General features: G+C 61.3%; 1 protein-coding gene (cut by a window edge). It reads right to left on the reverse strand.

Going from position 1 to position 24,260, the window contains the following annotated elements; all coding sequences use genetic code 11:
• Positions 1–22,938 carry the 5' portion of an LEPR-XLL domain-containing protein gene (locus DSM107133_RS19260; protein WP_114295156.1) on the reverse strand. 15,819 nt of this gene lie to the left of the window's left edge, so the window shows 22,938 of its 38,757 coding nt (coding positions 1–22,938); its start codon is at positions 22,936–22,938; its stop codon lies beyond the left edge, outside the window.
• Positions 22,939–24,260: the final 1,322 nt, after the last annotated feature.

Raw genomic sequence — 24,260 nt, forward strand, 5'->3', positions numbered from 1 at the left:
CACGACGTTGACGTAATAGACCCCGTTGTTCGACAAGCCGCTCAAAGTGACCGGCGAAACACCACTGGCCGAACGTGTGTAACGCACCCTTTCGCCCGTCACAAAGTCGTGGTCGGGCGCATAGATGCGGTCGTTGTCGTTGTAGGAGAAGCTGAACGGATCCGTGCTTGTCAACGTACCGTCAACCGTCACGCTAGAGAATTCGGCCGGTTCCGGGCCGCGATAGGTGACCGCGTCGCCATTGCTGAAGCTGTTGTTGGCGCTGATGATGTTATCACCCGCCCCGATCTGGGTGCGGCTCACATCAACCTGGGTTTCACTCCATCCGATGGTTTGCAACTTGATGGTGTTTTCATCAATCACCCGGACCTGATATTTGGTGCCGTTCGACAGCCCCCCGATGGGCGTGCCACCGTTCGAGTTATAGATTACCTCGTCGTAAGGTGTGATCGTGCCATCCGAGAACGTATGGCCCGGAATGGTAATTGTGTCTTGCACACTCGAAACCTGGCCCGAGCCGAACTTCGAACCCAGCCGGATTTCGTTGTCGTTGACCACGACAACCGAATATTCCTTGCCGTTCACCACACCGCCATAGGTCGTGCCGCTGTAGGTAATGGTATTGCCATCGATCAGCTTGTGGCTCTTGCCAAAGTTGATGGTGTTGCTACCCGCGTTCGAATTGACGATCGTACCGTCGGAAATGTCGCTGCCTTCACCACCCTGCTCGGCAATCAGCTGGATCAGGTTGCCCGCTTCGACATGGTTGGTGTTGCCGACGTTGAAGTTGACAGTGCCGGTCGCCCCGGCGTTGGTGCCGACAGAGACAGAGCTGGCAAACCCACCAAAGCCACCGCCAGTGCCCGACGCATCCGCGTCCGACAACAGCGAGGCAATGCCTTCGATATTGTCCGTGACATTGATCGTGCTGCCAGTGCCGCCGAAGGTGACATCGACAACGTGCCGTGAGCGGGAATTGGCATCGCCGCCGGCAAAGCTGCCAAACAGCGCCCCGCCACCCGAGGCCATGCTTGATGTTGCCGCAGACAACGCCACAGCATCCAACTTGAGGTTGTCTGCCGCAGCCAAGCTGCCGTCACCGACATCACCAAGGTATTGCAGCGTGGTAGTGCCGTTGGTGTTGGCGTTCACGGTAATGTTGGAGGCCCGGATCGCCAAGGAGAACGACCCGGTGGTTCCCGCACCAAAGGTTTCGTTGCTGTGCCGTGCGCCGACCAGAATATCGCCGGTGTTCGACGTCATGTTCATGCTCTGGCCGACAACCACATTCATCGTCGAGTTGTTGTCGATGTCGATTACTGTGTTATCGATCGCAGCAAGCCCGGCAAAGGATGTAGCCCCAGCCGTACCGAATGCGCCCCAACCATCGGTGTAGCGCAAGAAGGCGTCGCCGGTATGGTTCAGCAGGCCAAGGATCGTGGCGGACTGACCGGCCTGGATGCTACCCGATCCGGTGGTGATGTCGACGCCACCGGCAAAGGTCGAATGGGTTGTCGAAGTCGCGAAACTTACGCCACCGGTGCCGCTGATCGAAGTCGCGGAGGAATCCGACTTGCCGAGCATTTTGCCCTGCAAGTTGAACGTCGTTGCGGCGCTGATTGCAGTACCGTCGCCAATCCGTCCGATGATTTCGGCATTATTTGTCGCAGTTGTGGATGCCCCGCTGAAGTTCCCGCCGAGGCTAAAGGATTTCGACCCTGTGATCGCCGTGGCGTTCGAGGTCAGATCGGCATCGAGATCGATCTTGCCGCTGGTTGAGGTTACAATCGTTGTGCCGGGTGAAACATCGCCCTGCTCGGCCCCAATTCGGATTTCGGCAGTGCCGTCGTCAACCACGTCGACATCCAGCTTTGTGATGGTCGCAAGGCCCGCTATGGAGGTGTTCAGTGACGCGGCTGTCGCGGTATAGTCTGCGTCAGCCAACATGGTGATGCTGCTGGCAGAGGTGGTGCCGCCCTTGCCGATATAAGCGCGCGTATCGCTTGCCAATTCGGTTTTCACCTTTGCATCGCCCAGTGTCAGACCCAGCGCAATGCCGGTGTTCTTGGACTGGGGCGCCGCGGTGGTCTCACCCATCGCGGTCATGTTCAAAGCACCGTCAATATCGACAGTGCTGAAATCGTCCACAAACACTTCGGTGTCATGGGCGGCCTTGGCGGTGATCTTGGTCAGCGAAATCGTCGCCAGACCTGCCACTTGCGCGCTGTTCACATCTGCCGAAACGGTGGTGTCCGAGGTTGCGTTCAGCGTCACCGTGCCGGTGTTTGCCACCGTCACATGGTCCCCGATATAGGAACGCGTGCGCGACGATTGTGTCTGTTCTTCCGGCGTCCCCTCAAGGAAGGTGCCCTGACCGACAGTTGCGATTACGGTGGTATCGGTCACCGAAACGCCCAGCGATCCCGCCAGTGCATCAATCGTGGCATTGGCCATCGACGCGCCGGTGTCGGTGGTCGCCAGGCCGGTCAGATTGGCACCGCCAAGATCCAGCACCGAATAGTCACCCACGAATGTTTCCGTGATCCGGCTCGCATTGGCGCGCGATTCCAGTTTCTGAACCGTCGCGGCGATGCCGAAATCGGTGCTCTTGACGCTGGAATTGGCCTCGGCTTTCGCTTCCGAGGCGGTCAGGTTCACCGCACCCGACGTCAGGTTGGTGTAGCGCCCGACATAGGCGCGTGTCTTGCCCTGCATATCCGCCACCGCCGTGGTCAGCGACACACCGACAACACCCGCGATCCCGAACCCTTCGGTCACCGCCAGCGCTTCGGTCGATCCGGTCGCAACCGCATCGACAGTGCCCCGCCCGGTGCCGTCAACGGTCATGATGTTGACGTTGATCATGCTGGTTTCGGTCGAATCGTCGCTGCGTCCGACATAGGCTTCGACATTGTTCGAGGTCAGCGATGTCGGTGACAGACCTGTCACCTTGGCCAGCCCCGCCGCCGAGAATTCGAAAATCTTGGAGTCGGACTTGGCATCGCCGTTCGCTGTCAGGTTCAGATCGCTGACGCGCAGATCGGCCCCGTCGCCCGCATAGGCGCGTGTCGTCCCGCCTGCAATCGACGTGGGCCGGTAAATACCCACCGTGACCGCCAGCGACCCGGCGCCGCCTTCGGTCCGGGCCACCGCGTCGATATCGCTCAGCGCCGAAACGTTCAGGGAATCAACGCCGCCGGTGACTGTGATCACCGCATTCGGATCGCCCGCTGCCGCCACACCGTCGGACGTGCCGATATAGGCTTGGACGGTGCCTTGGGATTTCGCAACTGCATCCAGAACCGAAGCCGCAATGCCAAGCGAGATGTTCACGCTGAACGATGTGGCTTCGGCACGGTTCACAACTTTGTCACCGCCCGGCACCAGTTTGCCTGCGCTGATATCCAGCGTACCGGCGTTCAGATTAACACCGTCGCGCACAAAGGCCGATGTCGTGCCCTCAAGGATCGCAGTCGGGCGGTAAGAGGCCAGCGAGACAACACCGCCAACGCTGACGCCCAACAGGTTCGCTATCGCCCGCATGTCGCTGTCGGCCACCACGGTGATCCCGCCTGCGCCGACGTTGACATCGGTGGTCACCACCGAGGCGCCCTGCGCCGCACCGGCGCCGATAAAGGCTTCGACCGTGCCGTCCAGCATCGCGTTCGACGTGACATCGGTGACCGAAGCAAGGCCACTGACCGCAACGCTTGCGCCGGCAACATAGGCCCCGAAACCGTAATCATGCGAACTGTTGTCACCGCCATCGGTGAAGGGCGCATCCGCAAGAATGGCAAGCCCGCCGGCATCCAGATCAATTCCCTGACCGACATAGCCGCGCACCGTGCCCGACACTGTCGCATTCTGTTCGATCAACGAAATTGCAACAGCCAGGGCACCGCCAAGCGATACAACTGTCGGTGCGGCGTACATATTGCCGATCGCGGTGACATTCACCTGACCGTCAATGTTAACTATACCGATGTTGCTCAGCGACGGTGACACGCCCGAAGCCGAACCGATATGCGCATCTACCGTACCTGTGACATTCGCATTCGCCGTCACATCCGATACCGTCACCAGACCCGCAACCGACACACCCAGCGTATTCGACAGCGCGTCGTAATCGCCGTAGGCGTAGACATCCAAGGTCGCACCAGTCAGCGTGCCGCCCTGCCCGACAAAGGCCCGCGTGTCACCCGCGACATCGGTCCATGAGTCAAAGACGCTGATGCTGACAAGACCGGCAAGATTGCCCGAGAAACCGTCTTCGCCAAATCCGCCGGTGGCGTTCATATCCGACCAGGCGTCGACGTTGATCGCGCCACCAATGTTGATCGCGCCAGCCCCGCCCGTCACCGGACCGTAGAAAGGTGCGCCAACATAGGCCGCAACCTCGCCGTCAACAATCGCCTCACCCTTCAGGTAAGACACCGATGCAATGCCCGCCAGCGTTCCCAGAATGGTGTTGGTCGTCGCGGTATAGACAACGTCATTGGCTTTCGACGTACCCGCCGACACATCCAGCGTTGCCGCCGACATCGTCACTCCATCCCGCACATAGGCGCGGGTCGCGCCGCTGACCTCGGCCCGTGGCAACGCCGCGCTGACTGAAACGCCAAAGCTTGCCGTAATCAGGATCGAATCCGCCAGCGCGTTCATGTCCGACATGGCGTTGACACTGACAGCCCCGTCACCAATATCGCCGCCCGTCGGCGTGATGGTGATAACAGGTGCCGCAGTCAGGCTTGACCCGTCGGCATTCTGCGCTCCGATAAAGGCTTCGACTTCACCGGTGACCTTGGCAAGCGATTGCAGGATGCTGACCGCCGCAAAGCCCGAAATGGTCCCCGAGGTGACAGAAGTGGTCGCGTCCATGGTGTCACCATTGGCCTCAACCGTCAGGCTGTCAGCGTCCAGAACCGTGGTTTCCCCCACATAGGCGCGCACAACGCCCGAGACATCGGCAGTCGGATTCAGAACGTTGACCGAAACCCCGAACGAGGCCGCAATACCTTCGGCCCGCGCTTCGGCGGTCTGGTTGCCGTTCGCGTCGATAAAGGCCGTTCCGTCGCCGTTCGCGTTGTCGGTCAGCGTGATTGTGGTGGTGGTGTTCGCCGTCGGCGTCGCACCGGCACGGGTGCCGACAAAGGCTTCGGTGCGGCTGTCGATGATCGCATCTGCAATCGTCACGTTCACGGTCAACCCGCCCGCCAGCGCATAGAATTCATTCAGCGAATAGGCAAAATCATGCGATGTCGCGACAACATCCAGCTCGCTTGCAATCACTGTGGTCGCTTCACCGACATAGGCGATGGTATCGCCCACAACACTGGCCGCCGATTTCGTCACTGTCGCACCGGCCAGCAGACCAAAGCCCCCGGCCAGACTGTCCGCTTTCGCGATATAGGTCGATTCCGCGGCGACGTTCACCGCGTAGCCGTTGGTGTTCAGCGTGGTCGCGTCGGGCGCAATGCCCGCGTCAACCGCCAGCGTGCTGGGCGCGAAGCTGACCGACGGAATTGCAAGACGTTGCAACGTCTGGGTGCCGGAACCGGCCCCGGTTACATCAACCAGATTGCCCGCTTGCAGATAGACATCTTCGGGCAGGTCCAAAGTGATATCAAAGGCAAAAGCTCCATGCAGCTGGCGCTCCAGCACATGCTGCGCGCCGCCCCCGGTCGAGGTCAGGTTGACCAGGCTTATGGCCGGATCAAAACTGACATTCGGCTCGCCCGTGCGCTGAAGCTGATGACCAAAGCCCGATCCGCCAGAGGTCAGGTCGATGGCATCGCCGTTCTGCGCATCCAGCAGCGTTGCAGCCAGCTGCACAAGGCCGCCGCCGTTGTCGATAACATAATAGGTCTGGCCAGAGGTCAAACCGCCAATCAGGCTGCCGGTGCCTTTGACATAGGTGATTGCTTCGCCAGTGGTGAACTCGGTTGCGGGCAGGCCCACGTCGATGGTGTTGGCAAAGGTATCGACATAGCCGTCCAGGTTGTCCGCAAGCTGGATGTAGCCATCATCGCCCACGACAACGAAATACTCCTGCCCCTGCACCAGACCGCCAATGCTGGCATTGCCGTTGTTGTCATAAGTGACCCGCTCGCCCGTGCTGAACGGCGTGAAGGCGTCGCCCGTGTAAATCCGGTTGCCCGCAGTATCCACCGCAGCACCTGTGGGTGCCAGTTTGGCCAGCTGGATCGTGCCGTCATCCATCGCCTGAACCAGATAGGTCGCCCCTTTCGTCAACCCGCCAATGGCGGCGCCGGTCGAATTGTAGACAACCTTTTCGCCGGTCTGGAACGGCACGCCGCCGGTTGCGACCGAAATCTGGTCATTGTCGGTGTCAGTGCCGACGACACCCGCCGTTGCTGCACGGGTAAAGCTGTGGTTGGCGCCGGTGCCGGTGTTCGTTAGGTCAACCACCTTGCGTGCCAGGAAATCCTCGTCGCCGCCCGAAGCCTCTGCAAGCTGAACCCGACCGTTCTGACCGGCGATGATGTAATATTGCGCACCATTGACCAGCCCGTCGATCACCTGACCGCCGCCCGAGGAGTAGGTGACAAGCTCGCCGCTGGCGAAGGGGATGTCCTGCACAGGCAGCGTGATCCGGTCCAGACGTGTATCAACCGTCAGGCCCGGTGTGACCTGACTGCCGATATAGGCTTCGGTCACTCGGTTTACTTGGGCATCCATGATCGTGATGGCACCCGCGATGCCACCCACGGCAATTGCCGCGCCATCGGGAAGCGCCTGCGCGGTGCTGTCGGCGGCCACGTCAAGCGTGCCGTTGGCGTTGATCGAGCTGTTGCCGTCGATCAAGGCGCGTGTCGACCCCTCGACAATGCCGGTGCCCACAAGGGCGGTCACCGCAATGCCCGGCGTCGCGCCAAGGCCGAAGATGTCGGCAGTGGCGAAATCGGTGCTGTCTGCATCAACCTTGACCAGTGATCCCACGCCCTGCGCGGTCAGCGCCGAACTGCGCACCCGCGCGGTCACATCGGTTTCCAGAACCGAAACCGCTTCGCCACCCGCTCCGGCCCCGCCGATCGCAGCCGCGACCGAAATGGTGCGCACCACTGTTTCAATATCACCGTTGGCGTGCAGCGCATCCGCAATCACTTCGACATTGCCCGCCTCGGCGGTTACCTGGCTGTCGTCAATGGCCGCAACCACCTGTGTTGCAATCAGGTTCTTGCCGATGGCAACGCTGATTGCCAAACCGACCAGACCCGCCGTTACCGCGACCGAACCCACTTCGGCATTCGCAGTCAGGCTGTCATGGGCTTCGACAGTCACAGCGGACGACGCCGTCAGAATGGCATCCTCTTCCACCGTAGCTGACACCAGACGTGTCACGGTATTGATACCCGAAGCCCCTGCCCCGGATGCTGCCATCGACACAAAGGAAACCGCCGCCGAAATCGCGATGGCGATCGGTTGCGTGTCCAGGTTGCTGTTGGAAATTGCCTTGACCCGAATCTCGCCACCATTCGCATCCACGCGCGAATCCTTGGCCCGCGCGATGGTCGTGCCATTCAGCGTATTGGTCGACACGGCCGCCGAGACTGAAACCGCAAGTGCCGCTGTCCCGATCGAGATCGAGACCGAAATCGCGCGCGAGATCGAGGTCATCATGACCGCGTCTTCCGCTGTCACCAGTATCGCACCCGATGCAGTCACGGACTGGCCGTCTTCCTGGTCTGCACCGTCGATCAGTGCCTCGACATTCTGGCCGATCTGGTTGTGTACAACACCTGCAGCAACGGCCACGGCCCCCGCAACCGTGCCGCCCGAGAAGGACACGGCAATGCCCGTCGCTTCCAGATCAGAGCTGGTTATCGATTTGGCCGACACCTCGACGTTGCCACCCGACGCCTGAACGTTGCTGTCGTCAATCTGCGCGCGCACGGTGCCGTCGATTTCGGTTTCGGCCACAATGACCGTTGCCGAAATCGCAAAGCCGACCGAGCCGCCGGACACGGCCAGCGTGACGCCAAGCGCATCAACATCAATCTCTGTTTCGTCCTGCGCGTCGATCAGCACACCACCGTTCAGCGCGCGGACATTTGATCCGGCGCGGATCGCCGCTTCGACCAGACTGTTTGCACTGACCGAGGTGACAACACCGGTGCCTGCGCCAGAAACCGCAACCGCACCGCCCGCAATTGCAACACCGATGCCGTATCCTTCAACGTCGATGCTGCCCGAAGCCAGCGCCTTTACGTCAACATTGCCCGCTGTGGTTTCGACATCCGATCCTTCGATCAGCGCCTGAACCGCAGTGTCATATTCAACTTCGACCAGCGTGACCGCAACCGAGATTGCCCCGGCACCCGCCCCTGCGCCAACGCTCAGCGCGGCAGCGGCTGTTGTGGAAGAGATGACGGATTCATCCAGCGCATCAATGTCCACGCCGGTATCGGCATCCACATCGGTCGAATTGATGATCGACGCTTCGACCGTGTTCGACATGGTGTTTTTCGACACCGCACCGGCACCCGCACCCGCCACACCGACATAGCCCGCCGCCACCGAAACCGAGGCCGCAATTGCCAGCGAGTCAATGGTGTTCATGTTACGCGCATCGACTTTCAGCAGGCCCGCCGCGTCCACATCGGAATCGACGATTGTGGCCAGCGTTATGCCGGTCAGCGTGTTGGTCGCCAGTGTCACCGAAATCGACAGGCTGATCGACGCGCCGGCACTGGCGGCAATCGACACCGCCGCCGCAACCAGTGTGGAGTCAATGCTGTTGGTGTCATCCGCGTCCACGGTGATACCACCGCCCGTCGCGGTCACGTTGCTGCTGCGCACCGAGGCCTCGGCCCCGCCGCCGATAACGTTTGTAGCCACGGCGCCTGCACCAGCAGCTGCAAGGCTGAAATAGCCCGAGCCCGAAATCGACACCGACACCGCCGCACCGATGGCATTGATGGCCCCGTTGCGCAGGGATTTGACATAGACGGTGCTGCCGTCAACGTCGCTGTCGTCAATCGTGGCCAGCGTTGTGCTGGAAATCGAGTTGGTCGCAATCGGCACCGCGATGGCAACCGAAACCGCCGCCGTCGACCCGCCGCTGATCCCTGCCGAGGCCGCCGACGTGTCTGCGGTGATCTGCGAGCTGTCTCTGGCCGAGACCAGCACTGCGCCGGTCGCATCAACATCGCTGTCCGCTGCAATGCTGGCCTCGACGCTGTTGGTCAGCGTGTTGACCGCGCTGGTGCCCGCACCGGCGCCTGCAGCCCCGAAACCGCCCGACGCCGCGACCGACAGGCCGACCGCGACAGCGCTGGAATCAATCGTATTGTCTGCCGTTGCCTCAACGGTCACACCACCGCCCTGCGCATCGACATAAGAATCCGAGATTCGCGCCGCCATGGCACCGCTGATGGTGTTCTCGGTCAGCGTAACCGCCACTGCGCCCGCAATCGACGCGCTGCCGCCAACGGCAATCGCCGCCGAAACCGACACAATCGTCGCCGAGATGGTCGAAGCATCCGAAACTTTCGCCCGCACAAAGCTGTCTGCGCGCACAAGATCCGAATTGACGATTTCTGCCGCGAAATCATTGGTGATCGTGTTGCGCGCTTCGGCGCCCGAACCCGCGCCTGCAAGACCCAGCGTGCCGCTTGCCGCAACACTGATGGCTGCCGCAACGCCCACCGCCTCGATGGATTTGCCCGAGGTTGCATCCAAAGTGACGCTGCCGCCTTCCGAGGTCACATTCGCGGTGTCGATGGCCGCACGGCCCGATCCGGTGATGGTGTTCTCGGTCAGCGACACCGCAACTGCAAGACTGCCCGCGACACTGCCGCTCGACAGCGAAATGGCGACCGATGCCGCAATGGTATCTGCATAGATCTGCGAGATATCCATCAATGTTAGCGCCACCGCATCGCCCGCAGTTACCGTGCTGTTGACAATGGTTGCATCGGTCGAGCCGGAGATCGTGTTCTCGGCTTTCGCCAGCGCCAGCGCCGCCGCCACGGCCACACCGCTTGATGCCGCGCTGATCGAGATCGCAACCCCGACCGAAACCGCGTCGATTTCATTGCTGTTGGTCGCCGCAACTGAAACCGCACCCTCGACATCCACATTGGTCGAATTGCCGATGCCCGCCAGAACCGCGCTGGTGATGGTATTCGTTGCCAGCGAGACCGAAGCCGTCATCGCCAGCGACACCGCGCCGCTGCCGACGGAAACCGCCGCTGTGACGGCAACCAGCGTCGCCTGGATGCTGCTGTCGCTTAGCGCACCGATGGTCAGGTTGCCTTCGACATCCGCCAGCGGCGCGCCAAAGATGCCCGCCGTGGTCGATCCGCCGATCACGTTCTCGGTGACCGCAACGCCAAAGGCCCCCGCCAGCGAAAGCGAGCCGGACGAGACATCGACCGACACCGAAACCGCCAGTTGCAGTGCTTCGATGGTCTTGGCAGACTCCGCCTGGATGTCCACCGAGCCGTCGACATCAATTGTCGAATTTACAACGTGGGCCGAAACCATATTTTCGATGGTGTTCGAGGCCAGCGAAACCGCCGCACTCAGCGTGATCGACGCCGCACCCGATCCGCCCAGTCCGGCCGCGATGGCCGCCGTGATGACCGTGGCCGAAATCGTCGCCGCATCAGACGCAAATATCTCCAGATCGCCATCAACCGTGGCCTCTGATTCTTCGATAACACCCGCTTCTATGGTGTTTGAAATCGCGTTGACCGCATTGGCCCCCGCTCCGGCACCGCTCAGCGAGACACTGCCACCGCCAACCGTAACACCAATCGACGCTGCAATCGCATCCACCGAAATCGACCCGTCCGAAGACGCCGCCAGGTGCATGTTGCCATCTGTTGACTCGACGTCCGAAGCACCTTCGATCACCGCGCGGGTGGTGTTGGTGACTTCGTTGTTGGCATCGCTCGCCGCAACCGTCAGGCTGGCGCTCGCACCGCTGCCACCACCGACCGAAACCGATGCCGCAACCGCCACGAGGGTGGCCGAAATCTCGGTGCTGTCGACCGCATCCAGCGTCACGTCATCTGTTGCCGTGATCTCGGCATTGCGGATGACCGCCAGGACCGAGTTGTTGGTTTCGTTATACGAACGCGTCCCCGCACCCGTCAGCGCCACCGAGGCCGAGCTGCCACCCGACACGCTGACAGCAACCGATGCCGCAACCACAATCGCCGTGATCGACTTGGTCGATGCCGCATCCATGTCCACCATGCCCGACAGCGCGGCATCGACACTGTCCACCAACGCTTCGGTTGTGGAGGTGATCGTGTTGTCCGATGCCGCAACCGTCAGACCGCCAGAGACCGAGGTCGACCCGCTGGACATCGACACCGACAGGGCTGCCGACACCGCATTGGCGGTGATGTCGCCACTGTCAGTGGCGCTCAGGATCAGATCGGCGGCGTCCAGAATTTCGTCCTGATCCACGACCGTGTCGCTGTCGGTCAGCAGGGCCTGTGTGGTCAGGTTGATATCGTTGTTGGACACCGCCACATTCGCGCTGACACCCACCGCGGCACCGCTTTGCGATGACGTCACCGTCAGGGCCACGCCAAAGGCTGTCGAATTGATAGAGGCTGAATTTGTCGCTGTAATTTCAACATTCTGCCCTGCGGCGGAAATCGTGGTGTCATCGACACGCGCGATGGCCGAAGCGTTGACCTTGTTGATCGTCACCGCGATGCCCAGACCGACCCCAACCTTGGACCCGCTGCCATTGCCGACATTCAGGGACACGGCAATCGAGCCGGTCAGCGCGTCGATGGTCGACGCTTCCGACGCATTCACCCTTACGAGGCCGGTGGCGGTCACCAAGCTCTTGGTCACTTCGGCGGTTACGTCCGAATTGATCTCGTTGCCCGAACCCGAACCGGCTGCCGACAGGGCCAGCGTGCCGCTGCCGCTGGACAGCGATCCCGAAACACCAAATGTCAGCGCGTCGATATCCGAAGTCGACAGGGCTTCGACCGTCAGAGCCGCCGAATGGACATCGCCGCGGTTGATCCGTGCGGTTGTCGTCTTGGTGATATGGTTCACCGCCATCGCAGCGCCAATGGCAATGGCGCCTGCGTTGCTGCCGCTGCTTGCGGTCGAAATTGCCACCGCGCCGGAACCCGCATCGGCATTGACACGGCTGTTGTCCAGCGCATTGACCGAAACTGCCCCGCCTGTGGCGTTCACATTGCCAATGCCCGCACTGTTGGAAATGCTGGCCAGAGTTGTTGCGTTGATAAAGTTGCCCGACCCGGCACCGGCGCCGCCAAAGGCGGTCGAACTGTTCGAGAACGACCCCGCGCCCGCAATGGTCAGCGTGTCGATTTCCGCGTTGTTTGACGCATCCATATCAATGCTTGCGGCACTGATCGGGCTGTCGGTTACCGTGGCGCGGATGTTCTGCGTGATGATGTTCGCAGCGACCGAGGCACCGATGGAACCGGCCGTCTCGCCCTGAGTGTTGCCCGCCGAAACGGCAAAGGCAACGCCACCCGAATCCGAGACGATCGACGAATTGTCCTCGGCGTTCATCACCAGGGCACCGGATGTGGCAATCGTACCGTTCGCGCCGACCTCGGCCAACGCTTCATTTTCGACAAGGTTGACAGTGACCGCACCGGCCCCCGCAAACAGAATGCTGCTCGAACCGTTGCCGCCTTGCGAGCTGCCTGTGCTGACGGTGCCCGCGATCCCGATGACCAGAACGTCAATATCGGTCTTTGTGACGGCCTTCAGCTCGACACCGCCGCCCAGCGAACGCAACGTGTTGTTGCCAAGCGCACGGCCCCAGACCTTTTGATCTGAATCGATCACCGCAACCGACCCGGTCAGCCCCACATCGCCGTTCAGCGCAAAGGTGCCGCCGCCGGTGTCCTGACCGACAATGGTTTCATCCACACCGCGCACAAAGATCCCCTGCAACGCATGGGCCTGCGCATCATTGGCCGCCGCATCGGCGTTCACGTCCACATCGTCGCCCAGCACGGCTTTTGTCTCGCCGTCCAGAACCGCCACGGTGACCGCCCCTGCGATCCCGATGGTCGTGCTGTCGCCGCCACCGGACTGGCTGCTGCCACCGCCACCCTGATTGCTGCCGCTATTGTCCGACCCAAGCGAGGCCGACGCCGCAATGGCCAGCTGGTAAATCTCGTCAAAGCTGGTGGCCGTGACCGCCAGACCGCGGACAGAGTCCACCTCTGGATCGCCGTTGCCGTCAAAGACACCGTTGGAAATCTCGACCGCGGTGCCCTGACCGCGCGCGATGATCTTGGTGTCGTCGCCGACAATCGCCAGCGTGTCGTCCAGATCGACCACCACGTTCACCGAAATACCAACCGCCGAACCGCTCAGGCTGCCGCCGCCGCTGCCGACATAGCTGTCGATGGTTGTTTTCGACAGGGCTTCGACCGCGACACTGCCCGTGGCGGTGATTGACATCGCCCCGTCTGTGCCCGCATCAAGCGGGCTGTTCACCCGCGCCTGCGTTTCAGTGATGTTGACCAGAACCGTCAACCCGCCCGCACCCGACGTGCTGTCGCCCGCGCCCACGTTCACTGCAAGCTGGAAGAAGTCCTCGCTGCCTTCGGCTTCGACAACCACATTGCCACCGGTCTGGATCGTGGTCGGCGTGCCAATCGCGCCGCCTTCGATGATCGCGGTGGTATTGGCGATATGTACTGTAACGTCCAGACCGATGCCCACCCCGGCACCGCTGGTCGAGAAGCCGAGCGAGCCGGCAGAATCCGTGACTTGCGCCGCAGAAAGCGCGCGCACCGACACGTCGCCGGTTGTCGCCGTCACCGTCGACCCTGCGCCAATCGACGCATTGGTGTCGGTGAAAAAGACGTTGATCACAGCCGAACCTGCGCCCGCATCCGAGCCCTGACCCTGCTGGTCGCCGCCACCCGATGCAATCGACGCACCTATGGCCAGACCCGTCACATAAAGGCCGGTTTCAATCTCGCCGATGCCCAGAGCCTCGGGCAGGACGTCGGGAATGATGATCTCCATCGGCAGAATTTCGGCGTCTGCCAGCAGCGTCACGCTGCCTTGCGCCACAACCGTGGCATTGTCGCCAATCGCCACGTTGGTCGAGAACGAATCCTCGGGCAGGATGTTGACCGCAACAGCCGCGCCGACACTGGTGCCGCCGTCACTGCCCGACCCCGATCCACCGCCGCCATTGCTGTTGCTCAGCAACAGCGCCCCGCCGCCTGCGATGTTCTGCAAGCTCAGGCTTTGACGGCCCGCCATATCCACATTGCCGGTTTCCGCAGTGACCGAGGCCCCGTCTGCAATGGTTGCATCGGTGTCGCTGCTGTAAACGTTGACGCCCGCGGCCCCCGCGATGGCCAGCCCGCCGTTCGAGTTGGTGCCGCCGCCGCCCTGGTTCTGCTGCTGGTTGGTCTTCTGCTTGACGCCCGCACCCGCCAGCGCAATCGCCTGGATTTCGTTGCTTTCCCCGTCCGAGGTGCCCGCTTCCACGCTCAGCGATCCGGTGGTGATGGTTGCCATGCCGATGGTCGCCTGCGCGCTCAGCACCGCGACGTTCACTGCGACGGCCGCACCCACGCCAGTGTCGCCATTGTCCGTGTTCAGCGCCAGTCCGGTGGCAAGGGTCGACGCATCGACATCGTTCAGCGCCTTGACCGACATATCGCCCGAGGCGTCGATGGAAATATCCCCCACCGTCGCGGTGACATCGCTGACAACAATCGTTCCGGCCAGTGCCGCCGCCACGTTTACTGTCGCGCCCGAGGTCTGCTGGCTGGCCTGTTGGCCGGTGCCGCCCTGCCCGCCGGGGTTCGAGGTCTGGTTGTTGGCCGTGGTATTGCCGCTTTGAACCTGCGAACCCGGCTGCGGGTTTGCCAGGGTCGATCCCGACGCGCCCGACGCCCGTGTTGTCGCGCCACCTGACTGCTGGTCAGCCGACTGGCCGCCCTGTTGCTGCGATTTCGCGCCTTGCGAACTGCCATAGGACACGGTCAGGGCCGAAATGGTGCTTTCTGCCGAAACCGTAACATCATCTGCCTCGGCGTCCGGCGCGGTGGACACATCGCGCATCAGTACCGCGCTGGTGTCATCCTCGGCCCATGTCAGGGCCAGCGCGATCCCCACGCCGGTGTTGCCACCCTTGGTGTCCGCATCCGCGCGCGCATCCACGTCAAGCGTGTGGATCGCCTTGACGATCAGGTTGCCGTCCAGATCCAGCACGTTGTCGCTGGCCGGAATCGTGGCGTCTGTGTTGTGCAGGGAAACCGTCAGCGCCAATGCGCCGCTGACCGCCGTGCCCGAGTCATTGTCGCTGGATTTAACGCCGGCCTTGGCGCGGCTTACCTCGGCGTGGGTGCCAGTGGCCGCAACCTCGAGACCCGTAAAGTTGATAACCTGCGCGCCCGGATCAACGGTTGCCGTAGCGTTGTGATCGGCCACGTTGATGGCAAAGGACAGGCCAACACCAGTGCTCTTGCTGGTCACATCGCTGTTGGGCAGTGCACGGGCCAGACTATAGCTTCCGCTCTCGGCCTTGACCGCGCTGTCACCGCTTCCGGTGCCGGTCAGAACCGCATTCGCGCCATAGCTGGCGGTCGCATTCCCGAACGAGAAGTTCAGCCCGGCAGAACCGGCCACGCCCACATCACCACCCGTGGCACCGGAATTCGCGGTGGCCCCTGTGCTGTGCGCTTTCTCGGTCAGAGTCAGCTTGCCAGTGCCTGCGTCGGTCAGCTCGATGGCCTCTCCGGCCAGCGCATCCTCGCGGGTTTCGGCCAGCTTCAGACGGCCGGCTTCGTCCACGATGACAAAATAGGTCTCGCCGTCGGTCAGCCCCGTCGGCGCCGTGGTTTCAGCGTCAAAGACCATCCCTTCGCCGGTCTGAAGACCGCCCGGATTGTCCAGCTCGATCTCGAAGCGGGTGGCGTCGGGATCAAAGGTAATATTGTCCGCGCCGGTCCGCTCCAGCACATGCGCATCCCCCGCGCCCTGGCTTCCAAGCGTGATCGCCTTGCCGGCAGTTGCATCAGATTCGCTGGCGGCCAGCTGAATACGGCCATTGTCGCCGGTAATAACGTAGTAATCTGTGTCGTGGGTCAGACCCTCGATATCAGTGCCACCACCGTTTTTGTATTTGACCATCTCACCCGTGGTAAAGGCCATCTCGGGCGTGCCCACATGGATTGTATCGCCATCAGTATCGACCGTTGGCAATTCGGACACCTCGAATTCATTCTCGCGCGCGACCATGAGCGCCTCGACCGAGATTCCGTTGCCGCTGAGGGCCACGTTGTCGACCAGTCCAATGTTGTCGACATGAGCCACGTTCACCGCAACAGCGGCACCGATGGAATCATCGGTTGTCTTGTTTTTCGAGGCCGCATTGCCATTGGCATCGGCACCCGCGTCGGCATTGGCCGCACCGCGCACGGTGACGCTGCCCCCCGCAACAACGGTGATCGGTGTGACAGGGTCACCCAGAATCTGCGCGCTCACTTCAGTATCGGCAATGTTAATGCCGATCGCGGCGGCAACGGTCAGTGCTCCCTGATCGGTGCGCATCTGGTTGCTGCCGTTCTGGCCGGGGCTGGTCGCGGTGTTGTTCGGCTGGGTGGTCCGACTGTTGGCCTCGCCCACCGATGAATCGGTCTGGGTCTGGGCCGAATTGTTGCCTGTGCCACCGCCCTGCGAGGGCGGCTTGCCCCCGACGGAAGAAGCCTGCGCATCAGCGCGGCTGGTGGTGCGACCTGTGGCCGCGACCAATATGGCCCCGCCCGCAGTGACGCTGCGTGCGAGTGTTGCAAGCACTCGGTCAAAAGTCACGGTCAACGCCAGTGATGCACCAAAGGCGGTGCTTGTACCGGTTGTTGCCCCTTTGGCAACCGATGTGGTGGTTCCGTCAAGCTCGGCGTTCAGCGTCAGCGCACCATCAATGTCCAGCATACCACCTACGGGCATGTTCGCTTCGACACGGTTCTGCGCCACGGTGATCGTCAGTACCGGCGTCACAGCTGTACCGCCATCCGCGCCGCCCAGCGTCTCGGTGGCCATCGCGTGGGTGCCTTTGGCTTCCACGGTAAGATCGTTGGCCCCGTTCAGCGCGGCATCGCCCGCAAGTTCGGCCCGTGTCACCATGTCGGTAACATGAATAGCAACCGATGCGCCGACACCTGTGCCGGTGCCACCTTTTGCCTGCGCCGCTTCGGCTTTGGCCGTTGCGTCAGTTGTGGATTCCGCTTTCACCACAACATTGCCGCCGCCGGTGATGGTCACAGCCGCATCAGAAGAAATGTCGGCTGTGGTGTTGATAAACGGCAGGTTCAGCGCAAAGGAACCCGCGATACCCAGCGAGCTGCTGCCGCTGGCACCCGAGATCGACGTGGCACTGAAGGTGTGGGTGCTGTCGCCGTCGCGTTCAAACATCAGCGCTTGAACGGTCAGACCGTTGGCCTCGACCCCGGCGTCTCCGACGGTCGCAGTGATGTCACCAAAGGCAACGTTCAGCGCAACGGCGGCACCGATGGCGGTTCCGCCTGTGGCGGCTTCGCCGCTGGCTTTGGCCGCCGCGTCAAAATTGCCCCGTGCGGTGACTTCAACAGCCCCCTCGGCGTCGACTTGCGCGCCATTTTCAATGGTTGACGTGACCTCAAGATCGGCAATGTTCAGGCTGATTGCCGCGGCGACGGTCATCGACCCCTGCGAGGTCGACGTGCTGCCCTGCGACTGGCCCTGGCTGGCTGACCCAGGCGTAGACCCCGACTGGGTACGGCTTGCCGCCTGGCTGCCGGCCTGCGTGGTCTGCTGTTGGGTGGTGTCGTCGACACTGCCTTGATTGCCACCACTTTCGCTGCCGCTGCTGTTGCCCGAGGTGCCCTTGGCCCCCGCATCCGCTTCGGTGCGGCTGGCTGCCGCGCCCTGTGCCACCAGCGTCACACTGCCGCCCGTTGTCGCATCGCGCAGCAATTGCGTCATCACACTGTCTTCGGCCACTGTCAGACCGAAGGAAATACCAACCGCAGCCCCCGAGGAACCGCCTGTTTCCGCGGCACCTTTTGCCACGGTCACCGTGTCGGCCACATGGGTCGCCATCGCTGACAAGGTACCGCCAAGGGTCAGCGCAACACCGCTTTCAACGGTCGCATGGGTGTCGTTCATCGCGACCGAAATGCCCACCACCGGGGCGACTGCCGTTGCAGTTTCCGATCCCGCACCGCCATCCACATCGGTGCGCATCCCGTAATCGCCGGTCGCGGCCAGTGTCAGGTCTTCGGGCGTGCCAGTCGTGGTGTCGAGGATTGCACCCGTCTGATAGGTGGCATCGGTATTGTGGTCGGTAATGTTCAGACCGAATGAGAACCCGATACCAGTGGTCTTGCCGCCGGTCTGCTGGGCATCCGCATCTGCGCCCGCCATCGTATCGGCCGTGGCCGTAATGGTCAGCGCACCAACGATTCCGTCGCCGCCGGTGCTGTCACGCAGCACGGCGGTCGACCCTGCCGTATGGGCGGCCAGGGTGTTCACTTCGGCAACGTTGATCGCAAGCGATCCGGCAATCCCCAGATTGCCACCCGAAGCCCCCGAAGTTGCATCGGCAGCCGCGCGGCTCTCGGTTTCGGTCAGCTTGTGCGTGGTGCCCGTGCCAACACTGGTCAGGTCGATCGCATCGCCTTTGAACGCCTTGTCGCGGCTCTCGGCCAGCTTCAAACCTTCATCGTCGATAACCACGAAATAGGTCGTACCGTCGGTCAATCCGCCAATATCGGTGTCCCCGCCGTCGTGCGAATAGGTAACGGCATCGCCGGTCCGCAGGGTTGACATGTCATCGCTCGCAAGTGCGAAGACATCCTTGTCCGGGTCAAAGGTGATCGCATCTTCGCCGGTCTTGGTCAGCGTGTGCTCATCGCCCGCGCCCTGCGACTGCAGGTCAACCAACGTGTTCTCAAGATCGTTTTGGTCTGTCGCAAGCTTGATGCGACCATTCTCGCCTTTCACGACGTAATATTTGGTGGTGCCGTCGTCATCGGTCAGCCCGTTAATGCTGGTGCCGCCGCCGTTGTCATAAACAACCTCATCCCCGGTTTCGAGGGAATGACCGCTTAGGAAGATGGTGTTTTCGGTGGTGTCCACCGTCGCGCCCGAAGACACCGTCACCGGCACGTCGCGTTCTTTCACACCGGCGTTCAGCGTGATCCCGTCACCGCTCAGCATGGTGCCCGCCCCCGATGTGGCGGTGGTCGAGACATTGGAATAGGTCAGCGACGCCGCCGCGCCAACGGTGGCACTGGTGCCCTTGGCCGCAGTGCCATCGGCATCGGCAAGCGCATCGACGTTGGACAGCGCGGCAAGGGTCAGCCCCTGGTCGGCGCTGATCGAAACGCCATCTGCCGGTGTGGTGGTGGTTGAAACATTCTGGATGGTCAGCGCGATGGCCGCAGCCACCGACATGGAACCACCACCCGAGCCCGATGCATCGGGTGTCTCGGTGCTGCGCGAGTTGGCCGCCTGGCCGGTGCGGTTTTCGGTCTGGCGATCCGCGAAATTCGCCTGTTCGCTGTTGGTCTCGTTGACCCCGTCCGGGCTTGACCCGTCGTCTTCCCCCGCGCCTGCGGCTGACGCCTTGGCATCGGTGCGCGAACGGATCAGGCTGTTGGCGCTCAGCGCAATGGCCCCGCCGGTCGAGGCCAGATCACGCAGCACCCGAACGAATGTGGTCTGCTCGTCCACCGTCAGACCAAAGGAAATCCCCACAGCCGTATTGGACCCTTCCGAAGCCCCTTCGGCCACGGTCAGCGCCGCTGCGTTGTGGGTTGCCGTAAGGCCGATATCACCGGCAAAGCTTACAGCCCCGCCAAGCGCGCCAATCTCGACGGAGGTGTCGCTCAGCAGAATCGAAGACGCGGCCACAGGCACGACAGCAGTCGCACCGGATGCCCCGCTTTTCGCGGTGGTCTCGACGGTTTGGTTATGGGTCGCGCTCAAGCTCAGCGCGCCGGTGTTGGCAAATGTCGCGTTGTCATCAACCGCGCCCAGAACCTGCCAGTCGATGATCGCCAGGGCCACGGATGCACCGATACCGGTGCTTTCACCGCTGACTCCGTCCTCGCCCGGCAACGCCTTGGTCACGGCAGCGGTATCGGCCAGCGCGCTTACACTCAGGTCCGAACCATTCAGATCAACCGTGCCGCCAACGCGGGCCTCGACCGACCCCAGAACCACATGAATCGCCAGCGATCCGGCAATGCTGGTCTTGCTGCCGTCGCCAATGCCCGACACGGCCTCGATCGAGAACGTCTCGTCGGAATCCATCTGTGCCAGCATCGTAATACCGGTTCCAGTGTCGAAGCTGCCACCTGAAATCACAGCGCTTACGGTCGGGTCCACAATCCCCAGAACCACGGCAATCGCAACGCCGGTTGCGCCGCTTCCGGTGGTGGTGCCATCGGCCTTGGCCGCGACTTTGTCGGTGCTCATGGCGGTGATGGTCAGCGCCTGGTCGGTGGTGATGTTACCGCTCACATCGACAGATGTGGTGGGACGGTAATCCGACACAACAACCGCGCCCGCAAAGGAAACGCTGCCACCCTGTGCTGCCGCCTGATCCGAGGTGTTACCGTCGCTGTTGGGATCGGCAAGACGTTGTTCCGACTGGTTGGTGCTGCCGGTGCCGCCACCAGCTGAATCCGAGCCTTCGGCGGTCGAAATCGCGTCGATCGCAACATCCGATGTCAGAGTCGATGTCACCGTGACATCGCCGCCCGTGGCCGAAATCGTTGCGCCACTGTCAATATTGGTCGCTGTGTTAATGCCGATGGTCGACACCGCCAGCGTCGCCCCCTTTGCGCCCGCATCGGTCGACCCGTCGGCTTTGGTGACAACGTTCAGTTCCGACACTGCACCCAAAGTCACCGCGCCGGCGCTGGCGCTGATCGACGATGTACCGTCCACCGAAACCGCGCTGTCACCATAGATCACTACAACCGAAACAGCCGCATCTGCCGACGTCGTTGACGTGTCACTGGCCCCGGCGTTGTCGGTCACAGCAATATCAATATCCGCCGTGGAGGTCGCACTCACACTGGTTGCGTTCAGGGTTGCACCCGTCAGTGTAATGCCGACATCAGGCACGACGCCCACACCGGTCAGGTCCAGAACACCCGCGCCCGCCAGATCGCCGGGGGCCGTGGTGATGTTCACCGCACCTTCCGCTGTCATTGTCAGGGCACCGCCCGAAGTGATCGAACCGGACACGTCAATCGTGGCCGTGGTCGCAGCGACAAAGAAGCCTTCCAGCCCGATGCCTTGCAGGAACGACGGAGAATCGCCGTCGACAATCACACCGTCGTCCTCAGCCAGCGCATTCAGCGTCACAGCACCCGAGGCGGTGATGCTGCCGGTCACCTCGATGACCTCGGCGTTGACGGTCAGGTTGCCCACGGTCAGGTCGCCCGCGATTTTGACGACGTCCTTGTTGTCCTGACCCTCGATGGTCAGATCCAGTGTTCCAAGGTTTACGGTGCCAAGGATCGACACCTCATCACGCGACAGAAACGGAATCGGACTGTCAAAATCCAGCGGCAGGTCGTGGCTTGCCCCCAGATTGATGGTCAACGAATTCGACGGCAATGTCCCGATGTTGATGGTTTCAAAGGTCAGATTGTTCCCGGCTGCCTGAAAGACCGCATCCAGCAGATCACTGTCGATGGGCGCAACAGGCGTGATGTGCAGGCCGCTGCCGTCCTGGGTAATCTCGGCGGTATCCGAGAAGGCCGACAGGTCGATGACCCGGTCGGCAACGTCCATATTGTCGTTGATCGGTTCAAGACCTGCGTAGTTCAGGGTGCTGCCATCGCGGGTGATGGTGCCCGAATGCAGATCAAAGGCAACGTAGTCGACGCGCTCGAAAGAGCCGCCATTCAGCACGAGACTGTCAAAGCCCCCTGCCCCGCCGTCCATGATACCGGACAATGACCCTGTCTCAGAAACAACAAAAGTGTCCTCGTTGTCGGCCTGACCCAAAAGGTTCTCGACCTGAACGAAGGACACTCCGGCAACCTCACCGGAATTGGCCCCGGTGATGTTCCAGGTTGTATCGCTGGGTGGGCCGGTCACGGCATCGCTGCCCGCCCCGCCGCTCAGCAGGACATTGCCCGCCAGATCCAGCGGAATGCTGTCGATGGCAATGACGTCATCACCGTCGCCGGCCTCGACTGTCAGCAGGTCTTGCGGGGTGATAAAAGTATAGTCGATCATCGTATCTGACGTGATCGCACCAATACCGCTGTTGGTCGCACCACTGCTGGACAGGCGCAGGTTCTGCCCGTGTCCGGTGGCGTCCGAATACAACTTGTTCAAGGCCGCGGCCTCGTCGTTCACAGCTTCGGTGCCAGACAGGTTGATTGTCACCGCGTCGGTGCCGTCACCGACCTCCAGCGTGCCGCTGTCCGCCCCGTTGACCCGCAGGTTCACATGCGACATGCCCGCACCGGTGATGGTCACGGAATCCTTGCCAAGCCCGCCCTCGAAGGAAATCTCGACCGGCGAGACAAAGCCGTCGCTGAAATCAAGCGTCAGGTTGTCGTCAAAATCGGTGCCGCGCACGCGCACGTACGAAATCTCGGCCACAAGCTTTTGGGTGATAAGCGAACTGGTTTCCTGGTCATAAACCGAAATCGACCGCGTCAGCGCGTCATAACGCAGGGAAAAATCATTCCCGTCCGGTGCGTCCATATTCACCAGGAAAGGTGCGGGATCGGCAGACAAAAGGAAGCGCGGTTCCAGCGCTTCCATCTTGAGACCGGGAAGGGACCCCCCGCCTCGCATTTTGGTGGGTTGTCGAAAGTCGGTGCGTTTGTCGGTGTTGAACCAGGAGAATGCCTTTTGCCAAGCAGTGCCTGACCGTTTTTCGCGGCGTTCGTTCATTGCGAATGGAAATGCCATTTCGCGGTCCCCCCAAAAGTTTGCTTCAACTTTGCAACACTGCGTCCGTTTATCCCTGGGCAAAATAATACCTTGGTGAGGCGACCCATCTTGTGTGAGACGCCGAGACGCAGGAACTCATTAAAAATATGAATTGCGGCCAAAACATGCCGGACAGATCTTACGCTACGGAAACCGCTCTCATTTCTCAAGAGAATTTGAGCGGGCCGGATCAAGACGTGACACGAAAAATTTGAATTTTTCTTATATAAATAGGGTATTTAGCATGCAGTCTTTCACCAAGAAAGTATATATTTCCCTGAGCAGCATATTTTCCTTGATACTCAAATTTTTCTAATGAAGAGAGTCCTTTGTTGATGACAGAGAAGCGCTCTACAACGTTGAAATTAATTGATAATATCCCAAAAATCTCTCGTAAAAATTGAATTCTTAACAAATTTTTCAGCTAGTGAGTGATTCCTTCACCGGAACAGTGCCCGCGTCGAATATTACGGCAAAAACACGGCCATTTGATTCCATGCCCTCTTCACTTGGAGGCAAAGAGGCCCCTGCGGTAACATGCAATCGCAGCGACGGGTTCGGGCGCGTCTGGATCAAGGCCGGGTGCTGCTGTCATCGGCCGCCTGTCGTGCAAGATCGCTTGCGGGAAATACGGTTTTCCGAGGGTCTATGATCTGAACGGATCTGCATGCGCCCTCGATGGTTCTGCTGCATACATTGTGTGCAGCTGAGAAGTGACCAAAGACGGCCCTGTTCAGGTCGCCAAACTTGCGAAGATCTTGAACGGGCATCCTTCGCCCATTTGACCTTTCCCCGTCGAATGCGCCGTTTCAATTCCGTCTCATGTTGCCGCTGCCGTCGCTAACGCCTTGAACCCCGTTACCGGTCTGATCCGTCGTTGATGTTGCGGTGGTCTTGCGCGACGATATTGTGAACATACGTCGAACGGTAGATCCTGATCCTGCGTGGTGAACCCAAGTTTTTGATCGCGGCGTCCATAGTTCGCTGGCCCACCTGAGCCAGCGACAGATCCAGTTGGATGTCCGCTCTTGCCAAACGCTGCTATCGGCTCGACGCTTTCGAGGCGTGGAACTCCGCGGCAAACATCGCTTGATGTCCTGTCGGCACCCAATCTCGCAGACCGGGCGCGTTAGGGTCAGGACCCATTAATCCTGCGCCGTCAGCGGCAATTTCACGAAATTTCAGTGGTTTGGGTCGTGCAGCCAATAGTGGTTCTATTTGCAAGCGGCCCAAGACACTGAAATGAAGTGAAATCGCCGCCCGTCGCTCCGAAGGAGCGCCGTGTTATGCTGGCACGCCTT

Source organism: Pseudosulfitobacter sp. DSM 107133, from assembly GCF_022788695.1.
GTDB lineage: Bacteria > Pseudomonadota > Alphaproteobacteria > Rhodobacterales > Rhodobacteraceae > Pseudosulfitobacter.